Here is a 17,103-nt window from a genome sequence, read left to right on the forward strand (position 1 = left end):
GGGGACTTAGACACTGGCGTCGTAGAACAAATCGCCCTCTTGCGGGCGCGCTGCGACTCGCTCGGCCACTTGCTCAAGTAAGTCGTGCTCAGCGACTTGATCGGGCTTTTGGCTGACCGCTTCGCGATTAATACCCAGCTTTTTAAATAGCTGCATATCCGCATCTTCGTCAGGGTTTGGTGTGGTCAACAGCTTGCAGCCGTAGAAGATCGAGTTCGCGCCAGCCATAAAGCACAAGGTTTGCATTTGCTCGTTCATGTCTTCGCGCCCGGCAGACAGCCGCACTGCCGATTTGGGCATCATGATCCGCGCCACCGCGATAATGCGGACAAAATCGAACGGGTCGACGTCATCGACGTTCTCAAGCGGTGTGCCTTTTACTTTGACCAGCATGTTAATCGGCACGCTTTCTGGGTGAGCCGGCATATTGGCGAGTTCAACCAGCAAACCCGCGCGATCGCGAGCACTTTCACCCAGCCCAATAATGCCGCCGGAACACACCTTCATTCCCGCGTCTCGCACGTTGGATAAGGTATCGAGGCGTTCTTGATACGTCCGCGTGGTAATAATATTACCGTAAAACTCAGGTGAGGTATCGAGATTGTGGTTGTAATAATCCAAACCCGCCTCGGACAAGGTCTTGGCTTGCTCCGCATCCAACATGCCCAGAGTCATACAGGTTTCCAACCCTAATCCTTTCACGCCTTGGATCATATCGAGCAAATACGGCATATCGCGTTGCTTGGGGTTTTTCCACGCCGCACCCATGCAAAAGCGCGTCGCGCCTGAGGCTTTGGCTTTCTCCGCCGCTTCGAGCACGCGTTCCACTTCCATTAAGCGCTCTTTCTCAACATCGGTGCGATACCGCGCACTTTGCGGACAATATTTGCAATCTTCTGGACAAGCGCCGGTTTTGATCGATAACAGTGTGCTGACTTGCACTTGGTTGGCAGGATGGTATTCACGATGCACTTGCTGCGCTTCAAACAGCAAATCCATAAAGGGTTTATCGAACAATGCTTGCACTTCCTGTGCGGTCCAGTTGTGTCTTATTTCCACGCGGTTTTCCCCGTTGTTGTCGTTTTAATGCTTGGCTAGTCTACCCACAGACGTTAACCTGTCAACACAACAAAATCACACTGGTTTACATCTGGTTAATTTATGAACATAAACACCCATTTTGACCGCGAGCATATCTGGCATCCCTACACCTCAACGCTCGACCCTTTGCCTTGCTTGCCCGTCTCACACGCAAGCGGCGCCGAGCTCCACCTTGAAGATGGTACTGTTCTAATTGATGGCATGTCATCATGGTGGGCAGCGATTCACGGCTACAACCACCCGGCTTTAAACGCTGCGGCGCATCAGCAAATTGATAAGATGTCGCATGTGATGTTTGGCGGTCTCACCCACCAGCCTGCGGTATCGCTTTGTGAGCGCTTGGTCGCGCATTCACCCGCCCCGCTCACGCAAGTGTTTTTGGCCGATTCAGGATCTGTGTCAGTAGAAGTCGCGCTTAAAATGGCGATGCAATATTGGCAGGGACGCGGCGAATCTCGCGCACAGTTTTTGACCTTGCGTCATGGCTATCATGGCGACACGTTCGCCGCCATGTCGGTGACAGATCCTGATAATTCGATGCACAAACTCTACAAAGGGTTTCTTCCCCAGCATCATTTTGTGCCGTCGCCACAAAGCCGCTTTGACGGTGAGTGGGATCCTAGCGACATACAGCCTATGCGCGAAGCACTCGCCACGCATCACGACCAACTCGCTGCCGTGATCTTAGAGCCCATCGTGCAAGGCGCAGGCGGTATGCGCTTTTATCATCCCGAATACCTGCGTCAAGTGCGCGCTCTGTGCGATGAATTTGATGTGCTGCTGATTGTGGATGAAATCGCGACTGGCTTTGGCCGAACAGGAAAACTATTTGCCTGCGACCACGCGGGGATCAGCCCAGATATACTCTGCGTCGGCAAGGCACTGACCGGCGGCTACATGACCTTGGCCGCCACGCTAACCACCCGCCATGTGGCCGATACGGTCTGTAGCGGTGACGCAGGCTGTTTTATGCACGGCCCCACCTTTATGGGCAATCCACTCGCCTGTGCCGTGGCCTGCGCCAGCATTGATACCTTGCTGGAAAGTGACTGGCCGCAGACCGTCGCGCACATCGAGAAGCAGCTAAAAACCGGCTTAGCGCCTGCTCGCGCCCTCGAGTGTGTGGCGGACGTGCGTGTGCTTGGCGCAATTGGCGTGATAGAGTTGACCGACCCGGTGAATCTGGCCGATATTCAGCCTTTAATGACCGCCCAAGGCATTTGGGTTCGCCCCTTCGGAAAACTGGTTTATGTGATGCCACCCTATTGCATCCGCGACGACCAACTCCACCAACTCACTCAAGGCATGATCACCGCAATTAAGCAGTTTTTTGGTGAGTAGAGAGTCGATGACGCACACACCGCCCCGTTGATGATGGGCGGTGTTTTTCTCTTTGGGAAAGCGAGCAGTGCGGCTTTGTGCGTTACTCGTAGAGGTACCTTTCTTCCGGTTTGTCGGATGAGTAAGCGACCAATTCCCACTCAAAACCGGCTTTATCATAGAAGTACATCCGCTTGCGGTGAGTCTCGTGCGCCATGGCCCCATTTGGTTGATACCCTTTTTCAAGCAAGCGTTCGCGGATAGTATCGATGTCATCAATGATCAGGCCAATATGGTTCACGCCTTGAGATTTATAGGTACTACGTGGCTGTATGCTGGGCTCTGAACTTGGGTTGGGCTCTTGCAGTGCAAAGTAGCAGTGCTCATTGCCCACATGCACCCAACGATATCCTTTTGGCGACTGGGCATCTTGGCGAACTTTAAAATCGGGGACAGCCACCGCCAAAAACGCTAACGCCGCCTCCATGTCCACCACAGTAATATTGACGTGTTCGATTGTTGTCATCATTCATTCCCTTTATCCGTGCTATCGAAAACTGAGCTTGGAAAGCTAAACATCGAAGGCAAGGATAAAACCTCAAGATAGCTTGAGGTCAACGAACAAAAACAAAATCAGTGGTCTGGGGAAACATGTAAATCATGCTGCGGTATAGGTGTAGATCCAGTCGTCGTAACAAACACCGCCAATTGCAAAGGCATCAGGGTCTATACGGCTAAGTTGAAACCCTACCTTTTCTAACACGCGCGCAGAGGCAAGGTTACCCGCGGTCACTGTCGCATTGATGGTTCGCGCACCACCATGATGGATGGCAAAATCGGTGACAGCCTGCAAAGACTCAGTCCCATAACCACGTCCATGATAAGGCGGCAACAGTAAATAGCCGACTTCCGCGACATCCTGCTCAAGCAAAAAGCCGGTGACGCCGATTGGCGTTTGCGTCGCCGTCTCTACGATTACCAAACACAACCAGTGCTTAGCGTCAGGGGACCACGGCGTAAGCCGTTGCTCAAATCGGGTTTCAATCTCATCCAGTGGCATAGGATCAAAACATTGTGCAATGACGGCATTGTCTGTGTGTAGGCGGTGGAACAACGGCCAGTCCGCTTTGATCATTGGCCGCATGCTCAGGCGTGGAGTTGTCAGCGGAAACAGGCCTTTTTCGAACCGTGTATTTGTCATGATGCCTCACTCGGGGTACTGGCGACGTTAACTTTCGGGGCCGCAAACCCGCGAAAGATATTATGAACAGAAAGCAGCGCGCACAAACCCACTACCACACCAAGGTGCCATGCTTCGCTAACGCCCAAGCTCAATAGCGCCATACTCATCAACGCAGAAATAATCATCTGTCCACCACCGGAGAGCGCAGCGACGGTGCCAGCTTGGTTAGAGTAAGGTTGCATCACCTGCGACTGGGCGCACGGCAGCGCAATCCCGTTACCAAACACCATAAAGAACTGTCCTATCATCAGCAATAAAGGATCCATCGGAGTGAACCATAACCAGACCGCAGAGATGAGCTGCATCACGGGTGCCATCAACAGCATACGCTTAGTACCCAAACGCGGCCGAATGCGCGAAACCAGCGCACTACCCAGCAATAAGCCACATGTCGGAATAAGCGCCCACAGCGCATATTGATCCGAGGTCATACCGATGCGCTCTTGCATTAAAAATGGCATCAGCGACACCGTGGTGATCACCAAGGTAAAATTCACCCAGCTAATACTGGCGAAATAAAGAAAATACGGTGTTTTTAGCAATGCGCCATAGCGACCGAGGATCACCTTCACATTAGGCAACGGCGAACGAGCGTGCATGCTTTCCTTGAACTGGAAAAACAGCACGCACCACACCAAGCTGGTGTACACCATCAGCAAAATAAAGATCGCCAGCCAGCCTAAGTTATGGTTAACAAAGCCACCAATCACAGGGGCCATAATAGGCGTAAATGAGGCGACCATTATCAGATATGACATGGCTTGAGGAAGCTGATCCCCCGAATACGAGTCACGGGTAAAGGCACGTGAGAGCACCGCACAGCAACCGGTGCCCATGCCTTGAATGCAGCGGCCAATCACCAAACCGGTGAAACTAGCACTAAAGCTCACCATCACGGTTAAGCCGATTAAAGAAAGTAACACGCCGGCTAATAACACCCGGCGGCGGCCAAGCGCATCCGAGATAGGTCCATAGATAAACTGTGATGGCCCAAAACCGAGTAGATAAGCAGAGATCAGCAGTTGGACATCATCCATACTGAGGTTAAAGTCTCGGGCTATCCACGGCAAAGACGGGAACACCAATCCCATACTGAACTGCCCAATGCTGACGGTTAAGCATGCCAGCAATACGGGCGACCAATTAAATGGACGAGTAGCCGATTGCATCCAATTTCCTGTGCATTTGCGTCGAGAGAAGAAAGGTAAGTGTCAAGCCAGTACGCGGCATACATCACACTTTGATTGGCATAGTAACGCAATAAGCAACTGAGTGGTAACAAAAATTTAAAATTCGCTCACGTTAGGTTGGATGGAGGAAAGCGCGGCTAACGACGAAGATCGCACGTCAGCAAGATTGGCAACATGGCGCAAATTAAAGGCATGAGATGGAACCCAAAAGCCCGATACGGTCTAACGAATCGGGCATCTTAACTATTAAGCGCGACGCGCATTTAAAAAGCGGGTTCAATCGTGCCTTTAAACGTCTTTTCAAGGAAGTCTCGGGTTTGTTGGGACTGAAATAGCGCCACCAAACGTTGTAGGTCGGGGTTGTCTTTATCTTCTTCGCGGGCGGCCACAACCATCACCGCTAAGGGAGCATCTTTCGACTCCAAGAAAATACCTTGTTCACTCGGGCTTAATCCCGATGACATCACATAGTTCATGGTGATCGCCGCCGCATCGACATCCTGTAAGCTGCGTGGCAGTTGTGCCGCCTCAACCTCAACAAATTCGAGTTGTTTAGGATTGGCGATGATATCTTGCAAGGTAGCTTTAAAGCCGACACTGTCGGCTAAGGTAATTAACCCCGCCTCTTGCAGCAATAACAATGCGCGCCCCGCGTTGGTAGGATCGTTGGGGATCGCAATTTGTGCGCCATTCGGCAGCGCATCAACATGCTCAACGCGATCAGAGTAGATCCCCATCCGCATCAAAATGGAACGTCCCATCGATACCAACTGGCTACCGTTGTTTTGGTTGTAGTTATCCAAAAACGGCTGATGTTGGTAACTGTTGAGATCTAAGCTACCATCCGCCAAGCCAGCATTGGGGGAAATATAGTCAGAAAATTCGACCACCTCGACCGCAATGCCCTCGGCTTTTGCTTGCTTGGCAACCGCTTCAACGACTTGGGCATGCGGCCCCACTGTGGCGCCAACTTTGATCACCTTATCCTTTGGTTCTGAGCAGCCAATCAGCGTAAGCGTCAGTCCAAGAGTGAGAATAAAAGAAGCACGTAGAGATTTCATCAATCGGTAATCCTTTCCGAAAAGCCATTTAGACATCTATACTGCCAAATAAGAAAAAGATGTCAATCATTGTTTATGCGATTCTCTGGAAGCTTGATCGCTTGTCGCTAAGGGCGCGTATTAGTCAGCATGTTCAATTAATTATCAGGAGGCGCGGATATGACCAAGCTGTTTCCTTTGCCCCTATTTTTGTTACCGGGTGGCAGAGCAAAACTACGTATTTTTGAACCCCGCTATTTACGGTTGGTGCGCGAATGTACCGCCAACGGAGAAGGGTTTGTCCTTGCAATGATGCAAGGTCAGCGGCTTTATAAATACGGTACTTTGGTCGATATCGTTGATTTCGAGACGCTTCCCGATGGATTGCTGGGCATAACCATTGCGGGCCGACAACGGGTGGAAATTATGTCAACCGAACAAGCGCCCGACAAATTGTGGTTGGGTGATATACGTACCCTGCATGATTGGCCACACGATGATTATGTCGATAATACGGACGATGAGGTGCAAGCGCGCATTGCCACCAGCCTCAAGCACATATTTGCTGCTCATCCTGATCACGCCGAGCAGTATCAACAGCCTCATTTCGAGGATGTCACCTGGGCGTGTCAGCGTTGGTTAGAGATTCTTCCCCTCACGAGTGCGCAGAAACAATGGTTTATCGCACAAGACTCCGCCGATGAGGCCAAGCAATTCATTCACCAACTGCTTGAAGAACACGTCGAGTGATCCAAATGATTTGTGGTGCGTATTGGGATGTCAGATGGACGGCACTGACAGATAGGACTCAACTATGACTGCGCCTCAAACCATGTATACTGAAGCTTCAACCTCGAGACGGAATACACGTACCACAATGACTGACGTGACGAAGGAAGAGTTGGCGGAGCTATTATTACGCGTTGCGGAACAGCGAGATCGTGTCGCTTTTGAGCGTTTGTTTCGCTTTTTTGGCCCGAAGATCCGATCTTATGGGACCAAACATCTGCGCGCAGACGGACAGGCAATGGAGCTTGTCCAAGAGACCATGTTGGTAGTGTGGCGAAAAGCCCATCTTTACAACGCTGAGAAAGGGGCGGCAACGACCTGGGTGTTTACCATCATGCGTAACATTAGTTTCGATATGCTCCGCAAGGTGCAATCGAACCGCGAAGACAATTTTAGCGACGAGATTTGGCCGATACTGGAATCCGGCCAACAAGACAATGAAACCGACTCAGGTGCTCAGCACATGATGGATCAGGAATTATTATCCTTCATTGATGAATTACCTGAAGTACAACAACAGGTGGTGCGTGGTGTGTACTTAAAGCAACTCACCCACCAAGAGCTATCGGACCAACTTAATGTTCCATTAGGGACCGTGAAGTCGCGTTTGCGACTCGGGCTCGAGAAGCTGCGCAATCATCTGGAGGTCAACAATGATTAAATATCATCCTTCTTCCGAACTGCTGGATGCCTTTGCAGCCGGCCAATTACCGACATCCATGGCGATTGCTCTCTCTGCACACGTTGAATTATGTCAACAATGCCGTGAGCATGTGAGTGCGAAAGAAGAAGCGCTAGCATTAGCTGCGTTTGAAGAGGCTGAGACCGAGCACGAGTTCGCGGCAGGCACTCTGCCTTGGGACGATGATCTAGAAGCGGACATGATGAGTGCGATTTTCGACGCACCTGAACAAGACGAGGCATCACGCATTCAAGTCGCTCGCTCTAACGAGATTCGGGTTGGAGACAAAACCTACACACTACCACGCGCACTGCAGCGTTTTAGTGATTCGAATTGGTTATCATTCGGCAAGGTGCAACGCGCAAGGCTGAATCTTGAAGAAGGCGCCACACGTGCGAGCTTCTTACATATCGACGAAGGCGGCTCGGTTCCAGCCCATACACACAAAGGCTATGAGCTGACGCTGTTACTCGATGGCACCTTTGAAGATGAAAGCGGGCAATACTCGCCGGGTGACTTTATTTTGTTGGATAGTCGACATCATCACACCCCCTCCACCAAAGACGGGTGCCTGTGCTACACGGTCGCGAATGCGCCACTGCACTTTACTAAGGGTGTGAGTAAGCTACTTAATACCGTGGGTCATGCGATTTACTAAAAATCCTTGTGCTAGTTGTTATCCTATCTTTGGCGGCGAAAGCCGCCTTTTTTTATGCTGTTCAAGACAATAAATGCGTACAAATGCTCGGCGCATTAAAACGATTTCCTCACATCTAGCGCCGTGATAACAGAATAATTACACTAAAGAAACTTTCATTTAATGCCAACTGACTGACAGAATCCCACCTAACTAGTGCAAAGTATCAATTTTCACTTTACATAGGGTGAATCAAACTGGTTTAATTCCCCACTTCTAACGATTCATTAACAGCCATTGATAAAAAACACAGTGAAGTGAGACACACATGAGTCAAACACAACTCGCCAGTATCAGCCGAGGTCACTCGTTGGTACTTCAAATCGTTATAGGTATTCTTGCCGGGGGCGTACTCGCCTATCTGTCGCCTGAGTTGGCGAGCACAGCAGGTTTACTTGGTAAGCTTTTTGTTAGCGCACTGAAAGCAGTTGCACCCATTTTGGTCTTCGTTTTGGTTGCTGCCTCTATCGCTAACCAAAAGAAAGGTCAGCGCGCCAATATGCGCCCTATTATTTTCCTCTACCTGCTCGGCACGCTGGCGGCATCCTTGACCGCGGTTACCATGAGCTTTTTGTTTCCGACGACCTTACAGTTTGCCGCAACCGATGCAGCTGTCGCGCCACCGGAAGGCATTACCCAAGTATTAAACACCTTGCTGTTTAATATTGTCGATAACCCAGTCAACGCTCTGATGTCCGGCAACTATATCGGTATTCTCGCGTGGGCGATTGGTTTGGGCATTGCCTTACACCATGCATCAAGCGAGACCAAACGCGTCTTCTCTGACGTGTCTGAAGGCGTGTCTATGATTGTGCGCTTCGTGATCCGTTTTGCGCCCATCGGTATTTTTGGCCTTGTCGCCAACACCTTGGCACAAAGTGGTTTTGATGCGCTGCTTGGCTACATTCATTTGCTTGGTGTGCTCCTTGGCAGTATGGCAACGATTGCGTTGATCGTTAATCCACTGATCGTGTTTTATAAAACGCGCCAAAATCCGTATCCACTGGTTTTCCGCTGCCTGCGTGAAAGTGGCCTTACCGCCTTCTTTACCCGCAGCTCAGCCGCGAATATCCCTGTGAATATGCAGCTGTGCCGTAAGCTCAAGCTTGATGAAGATACTTACTCTGTCTCGATTCCACTCGGGGCAACGATCAACATGGGTGGCGCGGCAATCACCATCACGGTTCTTACACTCGCCGCGGTACATACCTTAGGGATTGAAGTGGATATTGCCACTGCAATTCTGCTTAGCATTGTTGCCGCAGTGTCTGCGTGCGGTGCATCAGGCGTTGCTGGCGGCTCACTCTTGCTGATCCCACTGGCGTGTAACTTGTTTGGTATCCCACACGAAATTGCCATGGAAGTGGTCGGTGTTGGCTTTACCATTGGTGTGTTGCAAGATTCAGCAGAAACGGGGCTTAACAGCTCAACAGACGTAGTCTTTACCGCCGCAGCCTGTATGGGTGAAGAGCGTAAAAACGGATAAGCCGATAAAGGGCGTTTTATCGGCAAAAGGCGGATAGCGCTCCCATTCAGGTTTGATACAAAAAAGCAGGTGCTTGGCACCTGCTTTTTTCGTTTATGCGCTCGTTACTAGCCTTCCAGTACCTTCATGAGTAGTTTGCCGTCGTACATGGCTTGTTTCACCATCGCAGCGCCCGGCATGGTCGCTTGCGTGTAGAAATAACTTTCTTCTAGCACTAAGTTTTGGCTGTATAAAGGGATGGTTTGCGTCTTTAAGCATTCCATGATTGCTGGATAGAGCACCGATTTCGCCCGGTTAAACTCGCCGCCAAATAATATTTTTTCCGGATTAAATAAATTCACCACGATGGCGATCGCCGTTCCTAGGTGATGGCCAAGCTCTGTAATCACGCGTTGCGCCAACGCATCACCGGCGACGGCGGCATCACAAATCGCGTCAATGGTGAGGGTTTTACCGCGCAATTGACTAGGGTGCCCCTCTGCGAGCAAGGTTTCTACCTGCTCAATGACCGCGGCTAAACTTGCCACGGTTTCTAAGCAGCCATAATTGCCACAAAAGCATCGCTTACCAAATGGCTTCACTTGAATATGACCCAGCTCACCCACATTCCCCACGCGCCCTTGGAGTACTTTTCCTTCTAGGATAATCCCAGCCCCAACGCCATTGTGAACGGCAATCAGCACCGCGCTATCTGATTCTTTCGCGTTACCAAATAACTTTTCAGCCAGCGCCCACGAGCGGGTATCATTACCCACAAAAACCGGTAATCCTGTTTCTCGATGCAGGACGGGTCCCAATGGCATATGGCTAACCTCAAAGTGCGGCATTTGAATGACCGTTCCTTGCGCACTATTCACTAAACCCGGCAACGACACCGCGATGCTTGTCACGCGATCCACCACGTCATGATGACGCGAAAAGAAGGCTTTAACGTACTCGACAACGGTCGCTAGCAAGGCCTCTTGAGGCATCACCGCCAACTCATGGCGTTCTTGTACCAGAATGTCACTGCTTAACGAGTGCAAAGCCATCGTGAGGTAACCGCGCCCTAAACGCATCGATAAGAATTGCCACCCGTCATTGTCCAGCATCAACCCAACGGCGGGTCGACCACGCATACTGGTTTCTTGAATTTGTGTTTCTTTGACAAGGTGTGCGTCCATTAGCTCACGGACAATTTTAGTAATACTGGCAGGTGCCAGCTGGCTGCGTTTGGAAAGCTCGATGCGCGAGATAGGCCCAAAGCGGTCGATCAAGTTGTAAACTGTGCCGGCATTTTTGCGCTTGATATGATCAATATGCCCCGGCTGCCCAATAATCATGCCCTGTCCTATTACTGCTGGGATCTGGCGATCCTATTCATGATGATGCGTATAATTGAATTTTTTTACTTTGCGAACTAATTGTGAAGCACAATAAGGTCGCCGCGTGATATCTATCACTTTCAGGTGTGAAAATCGCGTTTAGCCTCACGAAACCATACGATTTAGTAACTATGGTAAAAATCCAATCAATCGTGAAAAAGCAAGATCTGCGGAGGATAAATTGGCATAATGCGCCGTCGAATCGAACCGCCAGAAAGCATGATGTACCGAGTAAACGAAATATTTGAAACTATTCAGGGAGAAGGCACATTTACTGGCGTGCCCTCCGTCTTTGTCCGCTTGCAAGGTTGCCCTGTCGGCTGCGCTTGGTGCGATACCAAGCAAACATGGGAAACCGATGATAACGATCAACAAGACAAAATATTTATTATCGATAAGTCAGAAGACTCGCCTGCTTGGTGTTGGCTGAGTGCGAAAGATATTGCGACAGAAATCACCCAACGCTATCAGGCTAAACATATTGTGATTACTGGGGGGGAGCCTTGCCTATACGACTTGGTGCCCTTAACCGAGGCGCTAGAAGCGGTTGGGTGTCAGTGCCAAATTGAAACCAGTGGCACATATGAGGTCAAAGCCAGTCCGCAGACTTGGGTCACGGTGTCACCTAAAATCAATATGCGTGGCAAATTACCGGTACTGGCCAGTGCGATGGCGCGCGCGAACGAAATCAAACATCCTGTGGGCACCGAGAAAGACATTGCACAGTTAGATGCGCTGCTTGGCGACTGCCCACCTTCACCGAAGGCAACCATTGCGCTACAGCCTGTCAGTCAAAAGTCTCGTGCCACCAAGCTATGTATTGATACCTGTATTGCGCGCGGCTGGCGCTTGTCGATACAAACGCACAAATATTTAAATATTGCCTAGCGCAAATAGATAAAAACTCGGGTGTCGGCCGATACTTCGCGGGCGAGTTCAACCGCACGACATGAAGAATATCGATCAAAAAGCCGAGTGTTATCACTCGGCTTTTATTTATTCACCGCGGTAAGTGCAGCCTGCGGTGCAGGTTTCTTTCACCATTACCTTGCTTAATAAAGGCAGGTTTGGCTTGACCTGTTGCCAAATCCAACGCGCCAACACTTCGCTGGTTGGGTTTTCCAGCCCTTCAATCTCATTGAGATAGTAGTGGTCAAGACGATCATAGATAGGCTTGAAAGCGGCTTTGATGTCAGCGAAGTCGATCACCCAGCCTGTGTGTGGGTCAACCTCTCCTTCAACATACAAACGCACCATAAACGAGTGACCGTGCAAACGCCCACACTTATGTCCTTCTGGCACATTCGGTAAGTGGTGAGCGGCCTCAAAGGTAAATTCTTTAAACAGTTCAGTTGTCATACTGCCAAATCCCATCAACAACAAGATGGCGCATGCTACTCAACTTCCCTGACCGACACAATCTCTATCCCTGAGATCAGCGCGATTATAGCCAACGCAAACCGTTGCCCGTCGCAAAGGTGCGACAATTTACGTCGATGAAATCACACATTTTATATGGGAATCGCGGCATCTGGTGAGACACGGTTTAACATAGATCTGACAGAATTCAATTGACATACATATAATTTAATAACAAACGGTTGACTCATGCGCATGACTCTCGCGAGCAAACTTCTCCTTTCGCTTTTTCTCGTCTTCGCTCTGGTGCTTGTGACCTCGTTGGCCTATCAATCACATCAGCAAAAAGCGCTGATGACCTCGATAGTCAGTGAACAAACGCTCGATAAAGCATCCAACTATTTCGATAGTCTGAATATGTTGATGCTGACCGGCACAATCAGCCAACGCAATACACTGCGCGACAAAATGCTTTCCCACAAGGGTATTGAAGAGGCACGTGTTATTCGGGCAGAAGCGATCACCCGCTTTTTCGGTCCAGGCAACCCTGAACAAGCCCCAAAAGATAATATCGACCAACGTGCGCTTGATGGCGAGACCATTGTCGAAACCTTTGACTCTGAATCCGGCAAGAGGTTGGTTGTGGCACTGCCAATGAAAGCCAGCAGTGATTATCGCGGGACCAATTGCCTACAATGCCATGTTGCGGAAGAAGGCACTGTGCTGGGCGTTATTCGACTCGAATATGACTTACAGCCGCTCTATGGCACCATTGATAAAGAAATGCTGATCACTGCTGGGATCATGGGCAGTATCGCTGTGTTGGGCTTTCTGATCTCACTGACAGTGATCCGTCGTTGGGTGGTATCCCCCCTCAAACACGTATCGGCCTTTATGAAGCGAACCAGTCGCGACAAAAACTTGGCTGAGCGCTTGAATGACACACGGAATGACGAGATTGGCGAGCTATGTAATAGCTGTGATCAATTACTCGATAATTTTTCTGCTAGCTTACAACAAGTGCAACGTACCTCAGAGACGCTGTCGTCTGAAGCGTTAAACCTCATTCGCGTCTCTGGGCATACCGACCAACTCGCCGATAGTCAACGTCATGAAACCAATGATATGTCTACGGCCATCAATGATGTTCAGCAGCATCAACACGACATTCAAAGCCGTACGAGCGAGGCCGCACAATTGAGCGAATCTGCCGCCACAAGCGCGAATCAAGGTAGTGAACTGGCCAACGTCGCCGCCAATGATATCCGTAAACTGATGGATGATATTGGTCAAGTACGCAGCCAGATTTTGGATGTAAACCAGCAAAGCCAACAAGTGACAACCATTTTGGGCGTGATCCGCGAAATCGCTGAGCAGACCAACTTACTCGCGCTGAATGCAGCGATAGAAGCCGCTCGCGCTGGTGAACAAGGCCGTGGCTTCGCCGTGGTCGCTGAAGAAGTACGTAACTTGGCCAGCCGTAGCCATGATGCAACCGGGGAAATCCAAACCATTATTGAAAACTTGTGTTCAGGCAGTGAAGCATCCGCCCAAGCGGTCGAGGCCACCACAGAAAGTGCGAATCAACGTGCCGAGACGGTGATGCAGCTCTCTGACGCCTTGGCTGATATTGCTGAGCAAGTGACCACAGTGAACAATAATACCGATGACATTAGCCAACAAAGCCAACATCAAGCACAAATGACCGACGCCTTGCTCGAGCAAGTTGGGCGTATTCAAAATCACGCTAACGATACCGCCAATAATGCGAATGAAGTGAAAGCAATCAGTGCAAATCTCGAACAACTGGTTGAACAGTTAGAAGGATTAATTGGACAATTTCAACTTTCAGACCGCCTCAAGCCTTGAAGCTACACAAGATACAGGTAAACTTGCTAGTCTAACTTGCAAATCCACTTTCTCGGTGGCATTGACCACCGAGTTGCCCTAAACGGAGATAGAAGCGAATTATGACATACGCGCCTGTAGTAGACGTCCTGCGCGGCAAGGCGGCAGTCGACACTGAAGTGACTGTTCGCGGTTGGGTTCGGTCTCGCCGAGATTCCAAAGCCGGTATTTCTTTCCTCGCCATTTATGATGGCTCTTGTTTCGACCCTATTCAGGCCGTGGTCCCCAATGAGCTGGAGAATTATCAGCAAGACGTTCTGCGTTTAACTGCAGGCTGTTCTGTTGAAGTGACCGGTAATGTGGTGGAATCACCAGGGAAAGGTCAAGCGTATGAGCTTCAAGCCACTGCCGTGAAGGTAGTCGGTTGGGTTGACGATCCAGACACTTATCCGATGGCCAAGACGCGTCACTCGATTGAGTACCTGCGCGAAGTGGCCCATTTACGCCCTCGCTCTAACGTGATTGGTGCGGTAGCTCGTGTTCGTCATACCCTTTCTCAAGCCATTCATCGTTTCTTCCACGAGCAAGGCTACTACTGGATGTCTGCCCCGCTGATCACCGCATCAGACTGTGAGGGCGCCGGTGAAATGTTCCGCGTATCGACGCTGGATATGGCCAACGTGCCAAAAACAGAGCAAGGCGATGTCGACTTCGACCAAGACTTTTTCGGCAAAGAGGCTTTCTTGACCGTATCCGGTCAGTTAAACGCTGAAACCTATGCCTGTGCGCTGAGCAAAGTGTATACCTTTGGCCCCACCTTCCGCGCTGAAAACTCTAACACCAGCCGTCACTTGGCTGAGTTTTGGATGGTAGAGCCTGAAGTGGCCTTCGCCGATCTTGATGATGCTGCAGCGCTAGCAGAAGCCATGCTGAAATATGTCTTCAAGGCTGTTTTGGATGAGCGCCGTGACGACATGCAGTTCTTCGAGCAGCGAATCAATAAAGAGGTGATCACGYGCCTTGAGAAATTTGTTGAAGCTGATTTTGCCCAAGTTGACTACACAGACGCGATCACTATCTTGCAAAACTGCGGTAAGACGTTCGAGTTCCCTGTCGAATGGGGTATTGATCTCGCCTCAGAACATGAGCGCTATCTGGCAGAGGAGCACTTCAAAGCGCCTGTTGTGGTGAAGAACTATCCAAAAGATATTAAAGCCTTCTACATGCGTATGAACGATGATGGCAAAACCGTTGCTGCAATGGACGTATTAGCGCCTGGCATTGGTGAGATTATCGGTGGTTCACAGCGTGAAGAGCGTCTTGACGTGCTGGATCAACGCCTTGAAGAAATGGGCCTCGAGAAAGAAGATTTCTGGTGGTATCGCGACTTGCGCCGTTACGGCACTGTGCCTCACGCCGGCTACGGCCTCGGATTTGAGCGTTTGGTATCTTACGTTACCGGTATGAGCAACATCCGCGACGTGATCCCATTCCCTCGTTCGCCACGTAATGCGAGCTTCTAAGTAAAAGACCATTCAAAGGCTGCGAGTACGCAGCCTTTTTCTTGCCTATTGTTACGCTTGGTATCTCTAGGCATGGCTGGGCGGTTTCTATCCAAGAAAACAAGTGGTATAACGATCCCAGCCTGAGTTTAATTCATCATTAACCATGGACGACACCAATGTTTGAGAAAATTTCTGCCGCTCCCGCCGATCCCATTTTAGGACTGACTGAAGAATTTAAAGCGGATCCTCGTGAAACGAAGATCAACTTGGGGGTCGGCGTATACAAAAACGAGCACGGCGAAACCCCTGTGCTGAAAACCGTAAAAAAGGCCGAAGCATTGCTGCTCGAAAAAGAGAGCACCAAATCCTATTTAAGCATCCCGGGCACTGCGGAGTACGGCCTTGCCGTTCAGCAGCTTCTATTCGGTGAGCAGGCTTCGGTTATCAAGGATAAACGCGCTCAAACTGCACATGCGCCAGGTGGTACTGGGGCGTTACGCCTTGCTGGCGAGTTCATTAAACGCCACCTTGGTGATGTCACGGTATGGATCAGCAACCCAACTTGGGCCAACCACAAGGGCGTGTTTACTGCCGCAGGCCTACCTCTGGCCGAGTACACCTACTACGATGCCGCGAAGAATGACAAAGATTTTGCCGGCATGGTCGCGGATCTAGAAAAAGCAAACAGTGGTGATGTGGTTTTGCTTCACGGCTGTTGTCACAACCCAACCGGTATCGATCCGACCGATGCGGAATGGAAAGTCTTGGCTGAGCTATGTCAGCGCAAAGGCTTACTGCCGATGTTTGACTTTGCCTATCAAGGCTTTGCGCAAGGTGTTGAAGAAGACGCATCGGGTCTACGTATCTTTACGCAAACCTGCCCAGAACTGTTGATCGCCAGCTCCTTCTCGAAAAACTTTGGCTTATACAATGAGCGTGTGGGCGCGTTCACTTTGGTTGCACAAGATCAGCAACAAGCCGTAACTGCCTTTAGCCAAGTGAAAGCCATCGCGCGCGTGATCTACTCTAACCCACCAGCCCACGGCGCAGGTATTGTGACAGAGATCCTCAATAACCCCACGCTAAAAGCAGAGTGGCATCAAGAACTTGCTGATATGCGCGATCGCATTAAAACCATGCGAACCGAGTTTGTAGCAACATTAAAAGACAAAGGCGTTAATCGCGACTTTAGCTTTATCGAGCAACAAAACGGGATGTTTTCTTTCTCTGGCTTGACCAAAGATCAAGTGAACGCGCTAAAAGCCGAACACGGTGTTTATATTGTCGGCTCTGGTCGCCTTAATGTGGCGGGTATGACGCACACCAATATGGAGCCACTTTGCACTGCCATCGCAAAGGTTTTAGACTAAGCGCCACTGTCATCGAAATGTCATAAAGGGCCGACAGGCCCTTTTTTTTGTCGATGGACCAATTGAAGCAACATTATATTAACAAAAATATCATTAAAAAGCCCATAGC

At 50.1% G+C, this 17,103-nt stretch carries 16 protein-coding genes; 9 read left to right on the plus strand and 7 right to left on the minus strand.

Annotation, left to right across the window (positions count from 1 at the left end):
• Nucleotides 1-6: 6 nt before the first annotated feature.
• Nucleotides 7-1,059: a biotin synthase BioB gene (bioB, locus tag BZG82_RS12610; protein WP_077662027.1), complete on the minus strand. Its 1,053-nt coding sequence runs from the start codon at nucleotides 1,057-1,059 to the stop codon at nucleotides 7-9.
• Between the two features lie 108 nt (nucleotides 1,060-1,167).
• Here bioB and bioA point away from each other — a divergent pair, with 108 nt between their 5' ends.
• A complete protein-coding gene (gene bioA / locus BZG82_RS12615) occupies nucleotides 1,168-2,442 on the plus strand; it encodes an adenosylmethionine--8-amino-7-oxononanoate transaminase (RefSeq protein WP_198928560.1) in 1,275 nt (424 codons plus the stop codon).
• Between the two features lie 82 nt (nucleotides 2,443-2,524).
• Here bioA and BZG82_RS12620 read toward each other — a convergent pair whose 3' ends face one another.
• The 4 genes from BZG82_RS12620 to BZG82_RS12635 all read right to left on the minus strand — a co-directional run bounded on the left by BZG82_RS12620 (nucleotide 2,525) and on the right by BZG82_RS12635 (nucleotide 5,915).
• Nucleotides 2,525-2,950: a VOC family protein gene (locus BZG82_RS12620; protein WP_232112001.1), complete on the minus strand. Its 426-nt coding sequence runs from the start codon at nucleotides 2,948-2,950 to the stop codon at nucleotides 2,525-2,527.
• A gap of 129 nt (nucleotides 2,951-3,079) precedes the next feature.
• Nucleotides 3,080-3,622 (minus strand): GNAT family N-acetyltransferase, encoded by a 543-nt coding sequence (locus BZG82_RS12625; RefSeq protein WP_077765985.1) that lies wholly within the window; start codon nucleotides 3,620-3,622, stop codon nucleotides 3,080-3,082.
• A complete protein-coding gene (locus tag BZG82_RS12630; protein WP_077765986.1) occupies nucleotides 3,619-4,833 on the minus strand; it encodes a multidrug effflux MFS transporter in 1,215 nt (404 codons plus the stop codon). Before BZG82_RS12630 ends, BZG82_RS12625 begins: the two co-directional genes overlap by 4 nt.
• A 284-nt stretch (nucleotides 4,834-5,117) precedes the next feature.
• On the minus strand, nucleotides 5,118-5,915 hold the full coding sequence (locus BZG82_RS12635) for a MetQ/NlpA family ABC transporter substrate-binding protein (RefSeq protein WP_077479722.1): 798 nt from the start codon (nucleotides 5,913-5,915) through the stop codon (nucleotides 5,118-5,120).
• A 159-nt stretch (nucleotides 5,916-6,074) separates the two neighbouring features.
• Between BZG82_RS12635 and BZG82_RS12640 the strand changes: the two genes are divergently transcribed.
• The 4 genes from BZG82_RS12640 (at nucleotide 6,075) to sstT (ending at nucleotide 9,548) form a co-directional block, all read left to right on the plus strand.
• The gene (locus BZG82_RS12640; protein WP_077765987.1) at nucleotides 6,075-6,644 is read left to right on the plus strand and encodes an LON peptidase substrate-binding domain-containing protein; all 570 of its coding nucleotides are present in this window, start codon (nucleotides 6,075-6,077) and stop codon (nucleotides 6,642-6,644) included.
• A 64-nt stretch (nucleotides 6,645-6,708) separates the two neighbouring features.
• Nucleotides 6,709-7,344 (plus strand): sigma-70 family RNA polymerase sigma factor, encoded by a 636-nt coding sequence (locus BZG82_RS12645; RefSeq protein WP_077479724.1) that lies wholly within the window; start codon nucleotides 6,709-6,711, stop codon nucleotides 7,342-7,344.
• On the plus strand, nucleotides 7,337-8,023 hold the full coding sequence (locus tag BZG82_RS12650; protein ID WP_069586845.1) for a ChrR family anti-sigma-E factor: 687 nt from the start codon (nucleotides 7,337-7,339) through the stop codon (nucleotides 8,021-8,023). Before BZG82_RS12645 ends, BZG82_RS12650 begins: the two co-directional genes overlap by 8 nt.
• 307 nt (nucleotides 8,024-8,330) lie before the next feature.
• Complete coding sequence (gene sstT, locus BZG82_RS12655; protein WP_069586844.1) at nucleotides 8,331-9,548, plus strand: serine/threonine transporter SstT; 1,218 nt, start codon at nucleotides 8,331-8,333, stop codon at nucleotides 9,546-9,548.
• A gap of 107 nt (nucleotides 9,549-9,655) precedes the next feature.
• Here sstT and mlc read toward each other — a convergent pair whose 3' ends face one another.
• A complete protein-coding gene (mlc, locus tag BZG82_RS12660) occupies nucleotides 9,656-10,870 on the minus strand; it encodes a sugar metabolism global transcriptional regulator Mlc (RefSeq protein ID WP_077479726.1) in 1,215 nt (404 codons plus the stop codon).
• A 264-nt stretch (nucleotides 10,871-11,134) separates the two neighbouring features.
• On the opposite strand from mlc, the gene queE reads away from it, so the two are divergent.
• A complete protein-coding gene (gene queE, locus BZG82_RS12665; RefSeq protein WP_077765990.1) occupies nucleotides 11,135-11,800 on the plus strand; it encodes a 7-carboxy-7-deazaguanine synthase QueE in 666 nt (221 codons plus the stop codon).
• A gap of 108 nt (nucleotides 11,801-11,908) precedes the next feature.
• Here queE and queD read toward each other — a convergent pair whose 3' ends face one another.
• Nucleotides 11,909-12,271, minus strand: a complete 363-nt coding sequence (queD, locus tag BZG82_RS12670; protein WP_077455681.1) for a 6-carboxytetrahydropterin synthase QueD — start codon at nucleotides 12,269-12,271, stop codon at nucleotides 11,909-11,911.
• Nucleotides 12,272-12,520: 249 nt separating this feature from the next.
• Here queD and BZG82_RS12675 point away from each other — a divergent pair, with 249 nt between their 5' ends.
• The 3 genes from BZG82_RS12675 (at nucleotide 12,521) to BZG82_RS12685 (ending at nucleotide 16,994) form a co-directional block, all read left to right on the plus strand.
• A complete protein-coding gene (locus BZG82_RS12675) occupies nucleotides 12,521-14,140 on the plus strand; it encodes a methyl-accepting chemotaxis protein (RefSeq protein WP_077765988.1) in 1,620 nt (539 codons plus the stop codon).
• Between the two features lie 101 nt (nucleotides 14,141-14,241).
• On the plus strand, nucleotides 14,242-15,642 hold the full coding sequence (gene asnS / locus BZG82_RS12680) for an asparagine--tRNA ligase (protein WP_077765989.1): 1,401 nt from the start codon (nucleotides 14,242-14,244) through the stop codon (nucleotides 15,640-15,642).
• A 158-nt stretch (nucleotides 15,643-15,800) separates the two neighbouring features.
• Nucleotides 15,801-16,994, plus strand: coding sequence for an amino acid aminotransferase (locus BZG82_RS12685; protein ID WP_077479729.1), 1,194 nt, complete (start codon nucleotides 15,801-15,803; stop codon nucleotides 16,992-16,994).
• The last annotated feature ends 109 nt before the right edge of the window (nucleotides 16,995-17,103 follow it).

The sequence above is a fragment of the Salinivibrio sp. PR5 genome (assembly GCF_001996085.1).
Classification (GTDB): domain Bacteria; phylum Pseudomonadota; class Gammaproteobacteria; order Enterobacterales; family Vibrionaceae; genus Salinivibrio; species Salinivibrio proteolyticus.

Bases quoted from the DNA above. Each gene is read 5' to 3' on its own strand.
- BZG82_RS12620 (WP_232112001.1), bottom strand. From the start codon at position 2,950: ATGATGACAACAATCGAACACGTCAATATTACTGTGGTGGACATGGAG.
- BZG82_RS12625 (WP_077765985.1), bottom strand. From the start codon at position 3,622: ATGACAAATACACGGTTCGAAAAAGGCCTGTTTCCGCTGACAACTCCA.
- BZG82_RS12630 (WP_077765986.1), bottom strand. From the start codon at position 4,833: ATGCAATCGGCTACTCGTCCATTTAATTGGTCGCCCGTATTGCTGGCA.
- BZG82_RS12635 (WP_077479722.1), bottom strand. From the start codon at position 5,915: ATGAAATCTCTACGTGCTTCTTTTATTCTCACTCTTGGACTGACGCTT.
- BZG82_RS12640 (WP_077765987.1), top strand. From the start codon at position 6,075: ATGACCAAGCTGTTTCCTTTGCCCCTATTTTTGTTACCGGGTGGCAGA.
- BZG82_RS12645 (WP_077479724.1), top strand. From the start codon at position 6,709: ATGACTGCGCCTCAAACCATGTATACTGAAGCTTCAACCTCGAGACGG.
- BZG82_RS12650 (WP_069586845.1), top strand. From the start codon at position 7,337: ATGATTAAATATCATCCTTCTTCCGAACTGCTGGATGCCTTTGCAGCC.
- sstT (WP_069586844.1), top strand. From the start codon at position 8,331: ATGAGTCAAACACAACTCGCCAGTATCAGCCGAGGTCACTCGTTGGTA.
- mlc (WP_077479726.1), bottom strand. From the start codon at position 10,870: ATGATTATTGGGCAGCCGGGGCATATTGATCATATCAAGCGCAAAAAT.
- queE (WP_077765990.1), top strand. From the start codon at position 11,135: ATGTACCGAGTAAACGAAATATTTGAAACTATTCAGGGAGAAGGCACA.
- queD (WP_077455681.1), bottom strand. From the start codon at position 12,271: ATGACAACTGAACTGTTTAAAGAATTTACCTTTGAGGCCGCTCACCAC.
- BZG82_RS12675 (WP_077765988.1), top strand. From the start codon at position 12,521: ATGCGCATGACTCTCGCGAGCAAACTTCTCCTTTCGCTTTTTCTCGTC.
- BZG82_RS12685 (WP_077479729.1), top strand. From the start codon at position 15,801: ATGTTTGAGAAAATTTCTGCCGCTCCCGCCGATCCCATTTTAGGACTG.